Consider the following 17,730-nt stretch of genomic DNA (forward strand, 5'->3'; position numbering starts at 1 on the left):
CAAGGCCATGTCCGAGAAGCTCGAATAACCGCAATCCGGCGGTCACATCCAGGAGGAAAACATGTCATTGTCACTGGCTAATTGGCGGGACCGGACCACCCCGAACCGCCTGCCGCTGAGCCCGGCGCCGACTGAAGGACCCGAAGCAGACCATGATGAACCCGAGAATCTGGCGGAGGTGATTGCGTTTCCCGGCGGGGGACAGGGCGCCCGGGACCGGAGGAGTTGGCGCCAGCTGAGCGGATCCGAAGCAGGTATGGCTACCGCCGAGTACGCCATCGCAACGCTGGCTGCCGTAGCATTCGCCGGTCTCTTGGTCCTGATCCTGCGTAGCGGCGAAGTCCGCGGCATGCTCACGGGCCTGGTGGAACTGGCGCTCACGGCGGTCTGACAGATGCCGAGCCGCTGCGGACCAGTCTTTCGCTCCAGGTACGGTGCGACCGCCAACGGCCGGTGCGCCGGTGAACGCGGCAGCGTCACGGCTGAATTCGCCGTCGCCTTGCCGGCGGTCATCGTTGTACTGGCCTTCCTGCTAGCGGGGGCGGCAGCCGGGGCAGCCCAGCTGAATCTGGAGAAGGCGGCGCAGGCGGCGGTCCGCCAACTGGGTCGCGGCGAGACGGAGGCGGCAGCCGCCCGCACCGTCCTCTCGATTGCAGGCGAGGGTGCTGCGGTGGCGGCGGACAGCAGCGGCGGTTGGGTGACCGTCCGGGTCACCGCGTCGGTGCCCGGCCCCTGGCCGGAGCTCGGCGGCTGGACGCTGGCCGCCGAAGCCACCGGTCCGGCCGAGCTGGGCGGCGGCGCTGCGGATCCGGCGGGAGCAGGCAGCGGTGACGGCTAGCGAGCGTCCAGCTGCCCGGGCGGTGTTACGCCGTCCGGCCGCCGGCCCACCCTGCCTGCATCAGGAGGACCGCGGGGCCGGAACGGTTCTCGCAGTCGGACTAGTGCTGCTGCTGTGCCTGATGCTCGCCGTGGTTGCCTCGGTGCTGCAAGCGGGAATTGCATCGGCGCGGGCCGGCAAGGCGGCGGACCTGGCTGCCTTGGCCGGCGCCGATGCAGCCCGCGGGCTGTTGGCTGGCGACCCCTGCACTCTTGCCGCGGAAGTAGCAGGCAAGCAGGATGCCGAGCTGTCCGCGTGCAGCCGTTCGGGACCCGGCGGTGTTGTGATCGACGTGCGTTCCCGGACCGCGCTGCCCGACGTCTTCGGATGGATCAACGGGGAGTGGACGCATGCCGAAGGCCGGGCACGGGCGGGACCGCCGCCGGAGACATAGACGATCGGCGGCAGTCCGGCAGCAGTTGCAGTCCTGTACGCAGCAGCGTCGCTGTCCTGCTATACCGCCGTTGCCTGGTGCCGTTGTGCCGGGGCAGGGCCGGCGTGGGAGAGCAGCGCCTCGATCAGCGTGACCGCACCGGACTTGTCCAGCGGATTGTTCTTGTTGCCGCATTTCGGCGACTGCACGCAGGACGGGCAGCCGGTTTCGCATTCGCAGGAACGGATGGCGTCCCTGGTGGCGGCCAGCCACGTCCGCGCCGCCTCGAAGCCGCGTTCGGCAAATCCCGCGCCGCCGGGATGACCGTCGTAGACGAAGATCGTCGGCTTGCCGGTGTCGGCGTGCAGGGCGGTCGAGACTCCGCCGATGTCCCACCGGTCGCTGGAGGCCACCAGCGGCAGCAGCCCGATGCCCGCATGTTCGGCGGCGTGCAGGGCGCCGGGAACGCGGGCCGCAACCAAACCGGCGGAGGCCAACTGCTGCTCGCCGATGGTGAACCACACGGCCTTGGTAAACAACTCCCGGGCGCCGAGTTCCAGCGGTTCCTCGCCCAGAATCTCGTTGGAGATGAACGCTTTGCGCTGGAAGGAGATGACCTTCGTGGTGACCTTGACCTCGCCGAAGCATGCCTGGACCTCGCCCCAGTCCTCGGTCCGTTCGGCCCCGAGCACTTCAATCTGCGTGATGTCGCGGGCCTGCGTGTAATAGTCCGGATTGGCCCGGGTCACCATCGCGCAGTGGTCCTGCTCGTTGAGTTCATCCACCACGTAGGTAGTGCCCTGGTGGACGTACACCGCGCCGCTGTGGGCCTGATAGTGCGACTGCGGCGAGTCCATGGTCCCCAGCAGTGTGCCGGACTCCGACTCGACGATGCTGATCGGTCCGCCGCCGTCGGCTCGCAGATTAACCATGGCGGCGGCGCTTTCCGGATGGGTCCAATACCAGCCGGCGGGCCGGCGGCGGAGGTAGCCCTCGGCCGTCAGCCGGTCGAGCAAGCCCGGGGCAGCCGGACCGAACAACCCGATGTCTGCAGGGGTCAACGGAAGCTCCTGGGCGGCCGCGCACAGGTGGGGGCCCAAGACGTAGGGATTCGAGGGGTCGAACACGGTGGCTTCCACCGAGACGTCGAAGACCGCTTCGGGGTGGTGCACCAGATAGGTATCCAGCGGATCGTCGCTGGCCACGAACGCGGCGAGCGCATCCTGGCCGGATCTGCCGGCCCGGCCGATCTGCTGGAACAGCGACGCGCGGGTTCCGGGCCAGCCCGCGACCAAGACGGCATCCAGCCCGGAAATATCGATGCCAAGTTCCAGCGCCGAAGTGCTGGAGACGCCCAGCAACTGCCCGGAGCGAAGCTTGGCTTCCAGCTCGCGCCGCTCCTCCGGCAGGTAGCCGGAGCGGTACGCCGCGACCCGGCCCGGCAACGAGGGATGGACGTCGTCCAGCAGCCGCTTGGTGATCGAGGAAATCGTCTCGGCGCCGCGGCGCGACTTGATGAAAGCGATGGTGCGCACCTGTGCGGAGACCAGATTGGCCATCAAATCGGATGTCTCGGCGACCACGGTGCGCCGTTCTTTGGCCCCGTTCTCGCCTTTGAGCTCCGTGAGCTGGGGCTCCCAGAACGCCACCGTAGTGGATCCGTGCGGCGAACAGTCTTCGGTCACTGCCTCGGCGTCGGCGCCGATCAGCCGTCCGAATGAGGTCCCGGGGTCCGCGGAGGTGGCCGAGGCTCCGATGAACACCGGGTCGGCCCCATAGCTGGCGCAGATCCGGCGCAACCGGCGCATCAGGTTGGCCACATTCGAGCCGAAGACGCCGCGGTAGCTGTGCGCTTCGTCGATGATCACGTAGCGCAGCCGGCGGAAGAACCGCGCCCACCAAGCATGATTGGGAAGGATGCCGAAATGCAGCATGTCCGGATTCGCCAGGACGAAGTTCGCATGGTCCCGGATCCAGCGGCGGGCACCCGGGTCGGTGTCGCCGTCGTAGGTTTCCGCCCTGACGGTGGGCAGCTTCAGCGATTTGATTGCGGCCAGCTGGTCGGCTGCCAGCGCCTTGGTGGGGGCCAGATACAAGGCGACGGCTCCGCTGGGCTCCAGGCTCACGGCGTCCGCCAGCCCCGTGCGGTGGATAGCGTCCAGTGCCGGTAGCTGGTAGGCCAGCGATTTTCCGGAGGCGGTGCCGGTGGCAATGATGGTGTGCCGCCCGTCGTGGGCGCTCTCCGCCGCCCGAACCTGGTGGCGCCACGGCTGGTGCACGCCGAGCATGGCGTAGGCGGCGCGGACATCGTCGTGGACCCAGTCCGGCCAAGGCTCGATTACTGCCTCCCTCGCCGGGAGCTTGCGGACGTGCACCAGCTGCTCGGGCTCCGCACCGGAACCGAGCAGCGGAATCAAGGAGTCGTGCATCGCCACCCGAATATTGTGTCATCACCCGGGGATGCAACGCGGCAGGCCGACCCGGACCGCCGGGATGGCCGAGGCCAAGGCCAATAAGATCAAGACCCAGACCAGGCGCAGCGGTGCGTCGGTGCGGACGCCCGCGGGGTCAACCGGAAGTGGTCAGCCCTCCGCCGCGGGCTTGAGGATCATCACATCGCAGACGGTGTCCCAGCCCAGGTGGTTGTAGAGCATCTGTCCGTCGTGCGAGGCGATCAGCAGGCCGGTATCCACCACGTGCTCGAAGGTGGAGGCGATCAGCGCGCGCATTACATGTGTGGCCAGACCGCGACGGCGGTAGTTGAGGTCGGTTTCGATGTGGTCGAAGACAGCGAAATTGTCGACGACGGCGACCACCCCGTGTGCGGCCTCGTTGCCTTCATGCACCACGCGGACCCGGTGGACGTTGCCCGTTTTTTCCAGTTCGGTTTTGAAATCGGCGTCGCGGTACCACGGATCCTCGGCGTCCTGCCCGGACATGTCCGTGACCATCAGCGACTGGGCATTGTGGTGCACGCGGAGACCATGCTGGGGGGCCAGCCGGTGGATCCGCTGCGCGTCGCGGGTCAGTACCGTGAAGATACGTCCAGGGGACTTGGTGGTGTCGCCGGCCACCGCAGCGAATTCCTCGTCGCCCGGCTCAAACGCAAAGTACTCCCAGTCTCCGGTCTTGTCGGCCAGCAGCACTGCGGGATGGCCGGCAACCTCTTCGGAGGAGTAACCCCGGCAGGCAGACCAGCCGGCAACCCAGACGGAAAGGACGTCGTCCGGAACGTCAGTCGTGTAATCGTTGCCCATAGCAGGACTGTACCTAACAGCGGCCGCGGGCGGCACCTGAAAGCGATGACAACCCGGTCACAATCCCAAATTCCACGCCTATGGCTAATTTTGGATTCCACACCACCGCGTAATCTTGATGGGTGGCTTTGAACCGAATTGTGCTTTATTACGCTTTCACCCCGCTGCCGGACCCGGATGCCATCCGGCTGTGGCAGCGCGCGCTGGGCGAGAAACTTGGTCTGCGCGGCCGGATCCTGATCTCCAAGGACGGCATCAACGGCACCGTCGGCGGCGAGCTGAACGCGGTGAAACAATACGTGAAAACCACCCGCGAGCACCCGGCGTTCCGCAATCTCGACGTGAAATGGTCCGAAGGCGGGGCGGAGGACTTCCCGCGCCTGAGTATCAAGGTGCGCGACGAGATCGTCTCGTTCGGCGCCCCGGGCGAGCTCAAAGTGAACCAGGACGGCGTGGTCGGCGGCGGCACGCACCTGCGCCCGGAGGAACTGCATCAGTTGATCGATGCCAAGAAGGCCTCCGGCGACGACGTGGTCTTCTTCGACGGCCGCAACGCGTTCGAGGCGCAGATCGGCAAGTTCAAAGACGCCATCGTTCCGGACGTGTCCACCACCCACGATTTCATCAAGGAACTGGACTCGGGCAAGTACGACGACCTCAAGGACAAGCCGGTGGTCACCTACTGCACCGGCGGGATCCGCTGCGAAGTCCTCTCCTCCCTGATGGTCAACCGGGGTTTCCAAGAGGTCTACCAACTCGACGGCGGGATTGTCCGCTACGGCGAGACCTTCGGCGACGCCGGGCTGTGGGAGGGCTCGCTCTACGTCTTTGACCAGCGCATGCACCTCGAGTTCACGCCGGATGCCAAAACCATCGGAGAATGTGTCCGCTGCCAGACGCCCACCAGCAAGTTCGAGAACTGCTCCAATGCCGAATGCCGCCAGTTGACGCTCTACTGCTCCGCGTGTGCAGCGGACCCGCAGACCCTGCGCTGCCCGGACGGCTGCCCGGCATAGCCGCGGCGGATTACGCGGCCGCGGTCTCCGGCCACAGCCCGCCGGTGGCATCCTGCGGCTCGGTTTCCTCGACTTCGGTCTTGAACACGCTCATGCCGCGCGCCTGGTAATTGGCAACGGCCGCCGGCCCATCCAAGGAACAGGTGTGGACCCAGACCCGCCGCACCGGCGGGAACCCGTCCCAACGCCGGTCCAGTTGCCATGCCTGCCGGATGCCTTCGGCCAGCAGTGCTCCGCCCAGACCGCGGCCGATCGCCTCTGGGAACAGCCCGAAGTACATAATTTCGACGTCGGTGCCCGCCTCGGCCGGGCGGCCCAGCAGTTCCACGTAGCCGGCCGGCGCGCCGCCGGTGTAGAGCACCCAGGTTTCCGAGCCGGGTGTGCCGACCACTTGTTCCCACTCGCTGCGGGTGAGCGCCAGCCGGTCGCCCCAGTTCCAGTTGCTGCCTACGCTGCGGTACAGGAACTTGCTGAACTCCGGGCTGATCCGCCGCACGTGCACAACGGCGGCGTCGTCCGGCAGCGGGCGCGACCCGGGAACCAGCTGGGCGGGATCAGTTTGTTCAAGGTGGGTGGTAGTGACGAGCATGCAGTCATTTAACCACCGGGTCGCGGTGCCGGGCTCACAGCACGGCCGCCGGCTCCGGCCGCCGGAGCGCGGCCAGGGCCTGGGCGCCCGGCAAATCGGAGGCACTGGCGGGGCGGGAAATGTAGTAGCCCTGCGCGGTGTCGCAGCCAAGCTCCCGCAGCACCTCCAGTTGCTCCGGCCGTTCAACGCCCTCGGCGGTCACCTTCAGCCCCCAGGCGTGGGCAATGTCGATCAGCCCGCCCACGAAGGCGGCTTCGCGCTCGGAAGTGTCGATGTTGTCGATGAAGGACTTATCGATCTTGACGGTGTTCAGCGGCAGGTCCCGCAGCATCCCCACGGAGGAGTACCCGGTGCCGAAGTCGTCCAGATCGACGCCGATGCCGGCCTCACGGAGCTGGGCCAGCTGTTTGATCGCGCGGGGGAAGTCCGCAATTGCGGAACTCTCGGTGATCTCCACTCGGATCAATTCCGCCGGAACACGGTGCGCGGCCATGGCGGCCAGCAGTTCGCCGACCACCTTGTTCGCGGCCAGCTGGATCGGTGAGACATTGATGGAGACCATCCGTGGGCTGCCTTCCTCCAGCCAAGCTGCGGCCTGGCCGCAGGCCTCATTGAAAACCCACTGGCCGATCTGCTGGATGAGGTTCACGCTTTCGGCCACGGGGATGAACTCCGAGGGCGGCACCGGCCCCAGGACCTCGTCGTGCCAGCGCAGCAGTGCTTCCACTGCCCGGCTGCCGTCGGTGGCAAGGTCCAGCAGTGGCTGGTAGTGCAGCCGGAAGCCGCCCGCCGCCACCGCCAGCTGGAGGCGGCGCCGCAGCTGGGCCTGCCTGGCAACGGGTGCGGTTTCGCCGCGGGCGCTGAGCCAGACCACGCGGCCCTTGCCGGCCCGTTTGGCCGCCAGCATGGCGCCGTCCGCCTGCCGCAGCAGCACGTCCAACTGGCTCAGTTGCTCTTCCTCGACCACGTCGGATGCCATAGCCAGGCCGATGGACGCCGAGATGTGGAGCTCGTGGTCGTCGAAGGGGAAAGGTTTCACCGCTTCGGCCAGGATGCGGTCCGCGATGCTGCGGGCTTGGTCGGGGCCGACGTCGACCAGCAGCACCGCGAACTCGTCGCCGCCCAGCCGGGACACGATGTCGCGGCCGCGCACGGTGCGCTGCAGCCGGCTCGTGAACCCGGTCAGAATGCTATCGCCGGCCCGATGGCCAAAGGTGTCGTTCACGTGCTTGAACCGGTCCAGGTCGATACACAGGATCGCCACGCGGTCGGGATCGCAGTCGCCGACCAGTTCCGCGCCGCGCTCGTCGAGCAGCCGCCGGTTGGGCAGCCCGGTCAGCGGGTCGTGCATGGCGTCGTGCTGGAACAGCGCCGAAACCTCTTCGAAGATGCGCGAGACTGCCACCACTCCCGGACCGTCGGGGCCGACCACCAGAAAGTCCTCGTACCTGGCGCCGGGCGGCCGGGCCAGGATCCGCCGCGCGGCCTGTGTCATGGACAGCTCCGGGGCCACCTCAAACGAGCGGTCCGGCCGCAGTTGGCCCACCCGCGTGCGGCTGTGCAGTGCGCGCCCATAGCCCAGCCGCCCACTGAGCTCCGACTCCAGCCGCTCCCGCAGGAGCAGCCAGTGCGACCCGTCGGCCTCCACCGCAACGGCCGGCAGCGAGCGGTCGGCTTGGAACCAGCCGTTGATCTCCATGATCAGGGCGTCGGCGGGGACCACCGGGACCTTGCTGCCCAAATCGCCGACCCGTTGCGGCCGGTCCGCGGGTGGCAGCGCCGCCGCGTTGGTACGTGAATCCATGCCCCAGTCAGTACCACACGCGTGCGGCGTCCAGATGAACGGCCGGGAAACCGGCCGGCTCACTAGACTTGGCGGGTGGACTTTGCAGACTTTTCCAATGTGCCCGCCGCCCCGGCCAGCAACGACCCGCGGCTGCTGGCCAACCTGGCCGCCGACCTGGCCGAACTGGACTACAGCGTGGATGGGGTGGCGGCGCTGCTGGGCGAGGAGGCCTGGGCGGCCTTTGACCGCGACCAACTGGTCCCGGCGGTGCTGGCTACCGCCCGCTTGCTGGAGGATCCGGCACACCGGCGCCTAGCCGCCGTCGTGCGTTGCTGGCTCTTGGGCCGCACGGTGGAGCCGGAGCGGCTGGCACCGGCGTTCCCACGGACGGGTCTGGACGGACTCGCCGCGCTGGGGTTGGTGGAGCACGACGGCGGCGCGTTGCGTGCCGCCGTCGACCTCCGACCGTACGCCTTTGGCGGCACCGAGCTGTGGGTGGCCAGCGACCTGGGCGCGCACCAGCGGCCCGGCGTCCTCCGGCGCGACCATGTGCTGGGCATCGGCCAGGCCTCGCTGACCTTGGCCCAGCTGACCATCCGGACAGAAGTGGGGCGGGCGCTGGACCTGGGCACCGGCTGCGGGATCCAGCTGTTCCACCTGCTGGGCCATTGCCGGCACGTCACGGCCACCGACATCTCGGAGCGGGCGCTCGCCTTCACCCGGTTCAACCTGGTGCTGAACGCCGGTGCGCTGGGGCTGGACCCGGACCACCTGGCGGCGCGGGTCAGCCTGCGACTGGGCAGTCTGTTGGAGCCGGTGGCAGGGGAGCGGTTTGACCTGGTGGTGTCCAACCCGCCGTTCGTGATCACGCCGAGGCAGCCTTCTGAACGCGCCGAGGAGCAATTCACCTATCGCGACGGCGGGCTGCCCGGCGACGACATCGTGGGTTCCCTCTTCCGCACGCTCCCGTCTGTGCTGGCGGACGGCGGGGCTGCGCAGCTGTTGGGCAACTGGGAAATCCCCGACGGCGCGGTCAGCTGGCATGCCAGGCTCGAGCAGTGGCTGGCACCGGATACCGACGCCTGGGTGATCCAGCGCGAACAACTCAGCCCGGCGCAGTATGCGGAAACGTGGCTGCGTGACGCTTCGGAGAACCGCGACCCGGCCGCCTTCGCCTCGGCCTACGCCGCCTACCTGGACGACTTCGAGTCCCGCGCGGTGGAGGCCATCGGCTTCGGCATGGTCTGGCTGCGTCGTTCCGCGGCAAACCCCGGGGCGACGGCCAACGGTAGGTTGCGCCGGTTCGAGGAGATCACCTATCCAATCGAGCAACCCATCGGGCCGTATCTGGCAGCAGCCCTCGAGCGCTCGGACTGGCTGGCCGCCCACGCCGCGGACTTCGGCCGCCAGCATCTCCAGGTGGCCGAGGACGTGACGGAGGAGCGGCACCAGCGGCCCGGAGCAGAACATCCCGGCGTCATCTTGCTGCGCCAGGGCGCGGGACTGCGCCGGACCAACCTGATGAGCACCGAACTGGCGGGCTTCGTTTCCGCCAGCGACGGGGAACTCGGCGTGGACCAGCTCATCGGCGCCCTGGCAGCGCTGCTGGACCGCCCGGAAGCCGACTTCGCCCGGCAGCTTTCCGAGGAGGTACGGAACCTGGTCGCCGACGGCTTCCTGGTACCTACCGGCCAGTAGGTCTGATGGTTTCCTGATTGCAGCCTGTGGGAATCGGGATCACCGCCGCCATGGGCCGTGAGCGGCATTACACTTACTGATCATGACTAAGGGTTCAACCACGACGACCGGCCGGGCTGCTGCTGTTGCAGCGGAGCCCCAGCGGGAGCCTGCCGCCGGGGACCGGGTCAATATCTCCGATGCCCGGGCCATCCGGGCGCTGGCCCACAATGTGCGGTTGAAAGTCATCGAGGAACTCTTCGATACGCAGCAACCGGCCACCGCCACCGAATTGGCCCAGCGGCACGGGCTGACCCCCAGTGCGATGAGCTACCACCTGCGCGCCCTGGAGAAGTGGGGCTTCGTCAAACGGTGCGCCAACCAGGGCGACGGGCGGGAGCGGCACTGGCAGGCGGCCGCCGGACGGTTGGACGTGACCAGCGTGGCGGACAGCCGCGCCGCCACCTTGGGTGTGGTGGACGTGGAACTGAACGATCTTCGCGAACGTCTGTCCAAATATGTCAAACGGGACAAGCAGGCGCCGGATCCGGACACCTGGCGGCAGGAAGGACACCTGGCTGCGCTGAGCACGGGGCGGTTCTATTTGACCGAGGAACAGCGCAAGGACCTCGGCCGCCGGATCGGCGAGATCCTGCTGGAATTCAGCCCGACCACCAACCCGGAGAACAGGGGTGAAGGGGCGGAGAAACTCTACTATGTCTTCTCCTTCCTGCCCGGCGACATCGACAACGACTAGGGCTCCGGCGGGGCCACTGCCGGCCTCCCGCGCAGCCCGGAGCCAGCCGCTTCTCCAGATCGCGTGTTCTGGTTCGCGGTACTGTTGCGGCTAACCTAGTGCTGACGGTCCTCCGCCCCGCCGGGTTGGGGGACGTACTTACAAGCGCATCAAAATACCTTTCTTTCTTTACGTAGGAGCACAGTGCCAGCCAAGGCCCGCGAAAAAACCGGCAAGAAACTCGTCATCGTCGAGTCTCCAGCCAAGGGCAAGACCATCGCCGGGTACCTCGGCGAGGGCTACGAGGTCACGGCCTCCATGGGTCATATCCGTGACCTGCCCCAGCCCTCCGACCTGCCTGCTGAGCTGAAAAAGACGTCGGTCGGCAAGTTTGCGGTGGACATCGAGCACGATTTCGAGCCCTACTACGTGGTGTCGCCGGACAAGAAGAAGAAGGTGTCCGAGCTCAAGTCGATGCTCAAGGACGCCGACGAACTTTATCTGGCAACTGACGGTGATCGCGAAGGCGAAGCCATCGCGTGGCACTTGCTCCAGGTGCTCCAGCCCAAGGTGCCGGTGCACCGCATGACCTTCAGCGAGATCACCCGCGAAGCCCTGCAGCGTGCCCTGACCGAGGTCCGCGAGGTTGACACCGACCTGGTGGACGCGCAGGAAACGCGCCGGATCGTGGACCGGTTGTTCGGCTACGAGCTCTCGCCGGTGCTCTGGCGTAAGGTCAAGGCCGGCCTGTCCGCGGGACGCGTGCAGTCGGTGGCCACGCGGCTGGTGGTGGAGCGTGAACGTGAGCGGATGGCTTTCCGCGCGGCCTCCTACTGGGACCTGCTGGCCACGGTGCAGCCCGAGGATACCTCCAAGGGGACGGCATTCAAGGCCAAGCTGGTGAGCGTCGACGGTGGCCGGGTTGCCGTCGGCAAGGACTTCGACGATCTGGGCCGGCTGAAGGCCCGCTCGGCCGTCCACCTGGACGAGGCCGCCGCCACCGGCTTGGCGGACTCGCTGCGCAGCGCCGAGTTCTCCGTCCGCGCCGTGGAGAACAAGCCCTACACCCGCCGCCCGGCCGCCCCGTTCACCACCTCCACCCTGCAGCAGGAGGCGGCCCGTAAGCTCCGGTTCTCCGCCCGCTCCACCATGTCGGTGGCGCAGAAGCTGTATGAAAACGGCTACATCACCTATATGCGTACCGACTCGCCGGCGCTGAGTGACCAGGCCGTCAACGCCGCCCGCCGGCAGGCCTCGGAGCTGTACGGACCCGAGTACGTCCCGGATTCCCGCCGGGTCTACAAGGGCAAGGACAAGAACGCGCAGGAAGCCCACGAAGCCATCCGGCCCGCCGGCGATTCGTTCCGCACGCCCGGCCAAGTCCGCAGCCAGTTGTCCAACGACGAGTACCGGCTCTACGAGCTGGTCTGGAAGCGCACCGTGGCTTCGCAGATGACCGATGCCAAGGGCTCAACCTCCACGGTGCGCCTGGGTGCCATTGCCGGTGACGGCCGGGACGCCGAATTCACGGCATCCGGTACCGTGATCACCTTCCCCGGGTTCCTGGCCGCCTATGAGGAGGGCAAAGACGCCGGACGGGATGAGGACGACGACGCCAGCGGCGGCCGGCTGCCGAACCTCGCCCAGGGCGACGCCTTGGAAGCCCAGGCGGTCGACGCTGTCGGACACGAGACCTCCGCACCGCCGCGCTACACCGAAGCATCGCTGATCAAGACGTTGGAAGACCGCGGTATCGGGCGCCCGTCCACCTACGCCGCCACCATCTCCACCATCATGGACCGCGGCTATGTCCGTACCCGCGGCTCCGCGCTGGTGCCGAGCTGGATCGCGTTCTCCGTGGTCCGGCTGCTGGAGGAACATTTCAGCGACTACGTGGACTATGACTTCACGGCCGAGCTGGAAGAGGACCTGGACCGGATTGCCCGCGGCGAGGCCAGCCGGACCGAATGGCTCTCCGGCTTCTATTACGGCGACCGCAAGGAAACCGGCCTGAACACCGTGGTCAACGACCTGGGCGAGATCGATCCCCGCCAGATCAACTCCATCGATATTGCCGAGGGCATCACCCTCCGGGTGGGCAAATTCGGGCCCTACCTGGAGCGCAACGGCAACGCGGAAGGGGACGAGCCGCAGCGTGCCAACGTTCCCGACGATCTGGCCCCGGACGAACTAACGGCGGAGAAGGCCGTGGAGCTGATGGAAACGCAGGGCCCGGGCGAGCGCGAGCTCGGCACGGATCCGGAGACGGGCCGGACCATTGTGGCCAAGGAAGGCCGGTACGGCGCCTACGTCACCGAAGTCATCCAGGAGCCGACGGCCGAGGAACTGGCCGCACAGCCGGTGGAGTACTACAAGAACGGCAAGCCCAAGCCGCCGAAGAAACCGGTCAAGGTCAAGCCGCGCACCGGGTCCCTGTTCAAGTCGATGAGCGTGGACACGGTGACCCTCGAGGACGCGCTGAAGCTGCTGAGCCTGCCGCGCGTGCTCGGCACCGATGCGGAGGGCGCCGAAATCACCGTGCAGAACGGCCGCTTCGGCCCGTACCTGAAGAAGGGGACGGACTCGCGGTCGATCGGTTCGGAAGAGGAAATCTTCACCATCACGCTGGAGCAGGCGCTGGAGATCTACTCGCAGCCGAAGACCCGCGGCGGCCGCACCGCGGCCGCACCGCTGGCCGAGTTCGGTGTGGATCCGGTGTCGGAGAAGAACATCGTGGTCAAGGACGGCCGGTTCGGCCCGTACATTACCGACGGCGTCACGAACATTACGGTGCCGCGTTCCACCAGCCTGGAGGAACTGACGCGCGAACAGGCGGTTGAACTGCTGGCGGAAAAGCGGGCCAAGGGACCGGCGAAGGGGCCCGCCAAGAAACCTGCCCGGCGCAAGGCAGCCGCCAAGAAGTAGCCGACCGCGGGCTTCGGGAGCACGGACAGCTGCTGCCGAAGCCCGGGTCAGGTTGCAGTGCCGGGGCAACGGCGCTGCATAATATGAGAATGCGTCTGGGCGTCCTCGACATCGGTTCCAACACTGTGCACTTGCTGTTGGTGGATGCCCACCCCGGCGCCCGTCCGGTGCCGTTCGCGTCGCACAAGCGGCCCTTGTCGCTGGTGGCTTATCTGGACGCCGACGGCAATATCACCGAGGAAGGCCAGCAGGAACTCATCGGTTTCGTGCAGGAGGCCTGGCGGTTCGCCGGGCTGCACCGTGCCGAAGACATGCTGGCCTTTTGCACCTCCGCCATCCGCGAGGCCGGCAACGGCCGGGCCGTGCTGGACCGGGTCAAGGCCGAAGCCAACGTCACGCTGCAGGAGCTGACCGGCCCGGAAGAGGCCGGCATGACCCTGGTAGCGGTCCGTCGCTGGTACGGCTGGGGATCGGGCACCGTGCTGGACCTGGACATTGGCGGCGGCTCCTTTGAAATGGCAATGGGGCATGACGAACAGCCCGATCTGGCCGTATCGGTGCCGCTGGGAGCAGGAAGGCTGACCAGACAGTGGCTGCCCGAGGACCCGCCCAGCGTGAAGAGCCTCAAGGAACTGCACGGCTACATCCGCGAGACCATGGCACCCGCGGTGGCCGAGTTCGCCGCCTTGGGCCGCCCGGACATGGTGGTGGGAACGTCGAAGACCTTCCGCTCGCTGGCCAGGATCGCCGGAGCAGCTCCCTCTGCGGCCGGCCCGTACGTGCGGCGTGAACTGCACCGAACCGACTTGTCCCTGTGGGCCAGGAGGCTGGCCGCCATGCCGGTCAGCGACCGCGTGAATCTGCCCGGGGTCTCGGCCGTGCGGGCGCCACAGTTGTTAGCGGGCGCGATGGTCGCCGAAGCGGCGATGGAAATGTTCCGGATCGAGACCTTGCAGATCTGCCCGTGGGCGCTGCGCGAAGGCCTGATCCTCAAACGGTTCGACCACCTGCTCTACGACAGCGATGCGCCGGTCAGCCCGGTTGGCACCATGCTGGTGCAGAAGGCTGTGGAGCCGGCCCCCGCCGTCGAGTCGGTGGGAAGCCAATAGGCCCTGGCCGCGGGCGGACCACGGGGTGAACGGAGTTCGGGGCTTAAATGGCGGCGCCGGCGAACGTTGCGGTCGGTTGGGGGAGTCAACCGCTGTTCGCCGGCGCCCGGACCGGACCAGCAGATCCGGTCCATCATCACTCGCACCTTGATGAGGTCTTATAGACATTAGGGGGCGAAGTTGAGATAACCCCCTTAAGAACCTGAAAAGCACCTGTGAGTTGTTTCGGCTGACCGGCGGAAGGGGAACGGCCGCGGCGCGGGCCGGCCGATCCCGCGTGATTCAATGGCAGACATGACTGCTGAAGCCACTGGGACCCCATCCACCCGCCGCACCGTCTTCCTGGGCTGTGGCTCCATGAGTGAAGCCATCCTCGTGGGCCTGCTGTCCGCCGGGACACCCGCTGAGAACGTGACGGCAACCGTACGCCGCAGCGAGCGCGCCGAAGAGCTGCGCGGCCGCTATCCGGGCCTGACGGTGCTGGCCGAACATGACGACGCCGGCGCCAACGCCACCGCTGTGCAAGGCGCTGACGTTGCGGTGCTGGGGGTCAAGCCGGTGGGGATAGCCGAGATGTGCCGCAGCATCGGGCCCGCTTTGGCTCCGACGACGGTGGTGGTCTCCGTGGCGGCGGCAGTCACCATTGCCACTATGGAGGCGGCGCTGCCCGAAGGCCAGCCGCTGGTGCGCAGCATGCCCAATACGCCGCTCAAGGTCGGCCGCGGGGCCGTCGGCATCTCGGCCGGCAGCCAGGTGACCGATCCCCAGCTGGACGCCGCCCGTGAGGTGTTCGCCGGAGCCGGCACCGTCGTCGTTGTTCCGGAGGACCAGCTGGACGCGGTGTCCGCGGTCAGCGGTTCCGGTCCCGCCTATGCGTTCTACCTGGCCGAGGCCATGGCTGCCGCCGGGGTGGAGCTGGGCTTGGACCCGGAGCTGTCCATGACGCTGGCGCGGGAAACGGTTGCGGGCGCAGGCATCATGCTGACAGAGCGGGACGCCGACCCTGCGGTCCTGCGCCGCAATGTCACCAGCCCCAACGGCACCACGGAGCGGGCGATCGCCGCCTTCGACGAGGCCGGGCTGTCCAAGATCATCGCGCGCGGGGCAGCGGCCGCCGCGGAACGGGCGGCCGAACTGTCCCGCGAGCTTGCCTGAGCCGGCGAGCTCGGCCTGTCCTGCTCGGGCAGCGGGCCCGCACAGCCGTTTGCACTGCGACGGGAGCGGGTCAGGGGCGGGCGGCGAAGCGCTCCAGCAGGTCCACATGGCCGGAGACAATCAGCATGTCCCGGCTGGACACCTTGGTTTCCGGACGCGCATAGGTGAAGTCCTCGCCCGGAGATTTCACGCCCACCACGGTGACGCCGTACTTGGAGCGCACCTGTGACTCACCCAGCGTGAAGCCCTGCGTTTCCTTCGGAGGGTACATCTTCACGATGGCGAAACCGTCGTCGAACTCGATGAAGTCCAGCATCCGGCCGCCCACCAGGTGGGCGGCGCGGCGGCCGGCGTCGGCCTCCGGATAGATCACATGGTTGGCGCCGATGCGGGAGAGGATCTTGCCGTGCGAGGGCGTGATGGCCTTGACCCAGAGATGTTCGATGCCCAGGTCCACCAGGTTCACGGTGATCAGCACCGAGGATTCGATCGACGTGCCCACGCCGACAACGGCAGCGCTGAACTCCTGGGCGCCCAGCTGGCGCAGCGCGTCGATGTTCGTGGCGTCCGCCTCCACCACGTGGGTCAGCTGGCCCGACCACTTTTGCACCAGCGCCGGATCGCGTTCGATCGCCAACACCTCGCGGCCCTGCCTGACCAGCTGCTCGGCGGTGGAGGCGCCGAACCGGCCCAGTCCGACCACCAGCACGGGCGCGTTGTGGGCGGGGCGTTTGCTCGAAGCGGACTTGTCAGCCAATGATGGGCCTCTCTTCTGGGTAGTGGAACAACTGGCGCCGTTCACGCAGCGCCAGCGCGGCGGCCAGTGTGATGGTGCCGACGCGGCCGGCGAACATCAGCGCGCAGAGCACGTATTTGCCCTCAGGCGGCAGCTCGGCGCTCAGGCCGGTGCTCAGGCCGCAGGTGGCGAACGCGGAGATGACTTCAAACAGCACCCGGTCCAGGCTTGCGCCGGTGAGGGCCAGCAGGATGCCGGACGCGACGGCCACAAACGTGGCGCCCATGACGATCACCGAGATGGCCACCCGCATGGCGCCTTCCGGAATGGTCCGGCCGTGGATCTTCACGTCCCGGTCGCCGCGGGCCTCGGCGACGATGGCCAGGAACACAATGGCAATGGTGGTGACCTTGATGCCGCCCGCAGTTGACGCGGAACCGCCGCCGGCGAACATCAGGGCGTCGGTGAACAGCATGGTGGTGGGTTCCAGGTTGTTCATGTCCACCAGGTTGAAGCCGAGCGATCGGGTCATGACGGAGGCGAACGCGGCGTGGAGGGTTTTGTCCCACACGCTCATGCCGCCGATCGTCGCCGGATTGCTCCACTCCATGGCTCCCCACACCAAGGCGCCGACTACCAGTAGGATCAGCGACACCTCGACGGTGATCTTCGTGTGCAGGTTCCATTTGTTGAAGCGCCAGCCGCGCTCCAGCAGCACCATGACCACGGGGAAACCGAGGCTGCCCAGAAACCCTCCAACCATCAGTGGGATGAGGATCCACTCGTCGGTTTCGTAGGGGACCAACCCGTCGGTGTGCGGGGTGAAACCGGCATTGTTGAAGGACGAAATGGAGTAGAAGATGCCGTGCCAGGCGGCCTGGGGAAAGGATTCGCCAAGCATCAGGAAGCGGGGAAACAGTATGAGCGCAAGGATCACCTCGATGATGACCGAGGTGGTGATCACGATGCGCAGCAGCGTGCCGACCTCGCCGAGGCGCCCGGCGTTGCTCATGGCGGACTGTGCGATCAGCTTGCCGCGTACGCCCAGTCGCTTGCTCACCATGAGGGCCAGCAGCGAGGCCAGCGTCAACGTGCCCAAACCGCCGATGAAAATGGCCAGCAGGATCACGGCCTGGCCCAGGAAGGTCCAATGTATGGCGGTGGAAACCACGGTCAGTCCCGTGACGCAGACGGCCGAGACGGCGGTGAAGAAGGCGTCGTACAGCGGGGTGATTTGCCCGTCCCGGGAAGCCGCGGGCAAGGACAGCAGTCCGGTGAAGACCAGGATTACCGCCACGTAGACGATCAGGGCCAGCCGCGCCGGTGAGCTGTTGGCGACGCTGTCCACAAAGTCGCGGAGCGTACGCAGGAGCCAGAATCGTCCGTGCTCCCGCTCGGCCAGCCACGACGGCTGCTGTCTGGTCATTCCGATCGCTTCTGTCCGGCTCCGAAATCGCTGATGTGTTCCTTGCAGTAGTAAATCATCATTTATCC

General features: G+C 67.3%; 15 protein-coding genes. 9 read left to right on the forward strand and 6 right to left on the reverse strand.

Annotated elements, in window-relative coordinates; translation table 11 throughout:
• The first annotated feature begins 61 nt into the window (after positions 1 to 61).
• The 3 genes from ACWF5H_RS04465 to ACWF5H_RS04475 are packed head-to-tail and all read left to right on the forward strand — an operon-like array spanning position 62 to position 1,271.
• Positions 62 to 391, forward strand: coding sequence for a DUF4244 domain-containing protein (locus tag ACWF5H_RS04465; RefSeq protein WP_452035093.1), 330 nt, complete (start codon positions 62 to 64; stop codon positions 389 to 391).
• 3 nt (positions 392 to 394) lie between these two features.
• Entirely contained in the window at positions 395 to 838 is a 444-nt protein-coding gene (locus ACWF5H_RS04470) for a TadE family type IV pilus minor pilin (RefSeq protein ID WP_452035095.1), read from the forward strand.
• The gene (locus ACWF5H_RS04475; protein WP_452035096.1) at positions 828 to 1,271 is read left to right on the forward strand and encodes an Rv3654c family TadE-like protein; all 444 of its coding nucleotides are present in this window, start codon (positions 828 to 830) and stop codon (positions 1,269 to 1,271) included. Before ACWF5H_RS04470 ends, ACWF5H_RS04475 begins: the two co-directional genes overlap by 11 nt.
• Before the next feature lie 59 nt (positions 1,272 to 1,330).
• Here ACWF5H_RS04475 and ACWF5H_RS04480 read toward each other — a convergent pair whose 3' ends face one another.
• Positions 1,331 to 3,685, reverse strand: a complete 2,355-nt coding sequence (locus ACWF5H_RS04480; protein ID WP_452035097.1) for a DEAD/DEAH box helicase — start codon at positions 3,683 to 3,685, stop codon at positions 1,331 to 1,333.
• A gap of 147 nt (positions 3,686 to 3,832) precedes the next feature.
• Positions 3,833 to 4,507: a GNAT family N-acetyltransferase gene (locus tag ACWF5H_RS04485; RefSeq protein WP_364643747.1), complete on the reverse strand. Its 675-nt coding sequence runs from the start codon at positions 4,505 to 4,507 to the stop codon at positions 3,833 to 3,835.
• Positions 4,508 to 4,629: 122 nt separating this feature from the next.
• On the opposite strand from ACWF5H_RS04485, the gene trhO reads away from it, so the two are divergent.
• A complete protein-coding gene (gene trhO, locus ACWF5H_RS04490) occupies positions 4,630 to 5,523 on the forward strand; it encodes an oxygen-dependent tRNA uridine(34) hydroxylase TrhO (RefSeq protein WP_452035099.1) in 894 nt (297 codons plus the stop codon).
• Between the two features lie 10 nt (positions 5,524 to 5,533).
• On the opposite strand, the gene ACWF5H_RS04495 is transcribed toward trhO, so the two are convergent.
• Together ACWF5H_RS04495 and ACWF5H_RS04500 are read right to left on the reverse strand one after the other, a co-directional pair.
• Positions 5,534 to 6,112 carry a GNAT family N-acetyltransferase gene (locus tag ACWF5H_RS04495; protein ID WP_452035100.1) on the reverse strand — a complete coding sequence of 193 codons (579 nt, stop codon included), beginning with the start codon at positions 6,110 to 6,112 and terminating at the stop codon, positions 5,534 to 5,536.
• Positions 6,113 to 6,146: 34 nt separating this feature from the next.
• Positions 6,147 to 7,916 carry a putative bifunctional diguanylate cyclase/phosphodiesterase gene (locus tag ACWF5H_RS04500; RefSeq protein ID WP_452035101.1) on the reverse strand — a complete coding sequence of 590 codons (1,770 nt, stop codon included), beginning with the start codon at positions 7,914 to 7,916 and terminating at the stop codon, positions 6,147 to 6,149.
• Positions 7,917 to 7,991: 75 nt separating this feature from the next.
• On the opposite strand from ACWF5H_RS04500, the gene ACWF5H_RS04505 reads away from it, so the two are divergent.
• From ACWF5H_RS04505 to proC, 5 genes are all read left to right on the forward strand, one after another.
• Positions 7,992 to 9,596, forward strand: a complete 1,605-nt coding sequence (locus ACWF5H_RS04505; RefSeq protein ID WP_452035102.1) for a DUF7059 domain-containing protein — start codon at positions 7,992 to 7,994, stop codon at positions 9,594 to 9,596.
• An 82-nt stretch (positions 9,597 to 9,678) separates the two neighbouring features.
• Positions 9,679 to 10,332: an ArsR/SmtB family transcription factor gene (locus ACWF5H_RS04510; RefSeq protein WP_364643762.1), complete on the forward strand. Its 654-nt coding sequence runs from the start codon at positions 9,679 to 9,681 to the stop codon at positions 10,330 to 10,332.
• Positions 10,333 to 10,515: 183 nt separating this feature from the next.
• Positions 10,516 to 13,236, forward strand: a complete 2,721-nt coding sequence (gene topA / locus ACWF5H_RS04515) for a type I DNA topoisomerase (protein WP_452035104.1) — start codon at positions 10,516 to 10,518, stop codon at positions 13,234 to 13,236.
• Between the two features lie 89 nt (positions 13,237 to 13,325).
• Entirely contained in the window at positions 13,326 to 14,345 is a 1,020-nt protein-coding gene (locus tag ACWF5H_RS04520; RefSeq protein ID WP_452035105.1) for a Ppx/GppA phosphatase family protein, read from the forward strand.
• Between the two features lie 294 nt (positions 14,346 to 14,639).
• A complete protein-coding gene (gene proC, locus ACWF5H_RS04525) occupies positions 14,640 to 15,500 on the forward strand; it encodes a pyrroline-5-carboxylate reductase (protein ID WP_452035107.1) in 861 nt (286 codons plus the stop codon).
• A 70-nt stretch (positions 15,501 to 15,570) separates the two neighbouring features.
• Here the strand turns inward: proC and ACWF5H_RS04530 are convergent, their stop codons facing one another.
• The gene (locus ACWF5H_RS04530; RefSeq protein WP_127512900.1) at positions 15,571 to 16,209 is read right to left on the reverse strand and encodes a potassium channel family protein; all 639 of its coding nucleotides are present in this window, start codon (positions 16,207 to 16,209) and stop codon (positions 15,571 to 15,573) included.
• Between the two features lie 40 nt (positions 16,210 to 16,249).
• Positions 16,250 to 17,662, reverse strand: coding sequence for a TrkH family potassium uptake protein (locus tag ACWF5H_RS04535; RefSeq protein WP_452035109.1), 1,413 nt, complete (start codon positions 17,660 to 17,662; stop codon positions 16,250 to 16,252).
• Between the last annotated feature and the right edge of the window lie 68 nt (positions 17,663 to 17,730).

The sequence above is a fragment of the Arthrobacter sp. NPDC055138 genome, assembly GCF_053607305.1.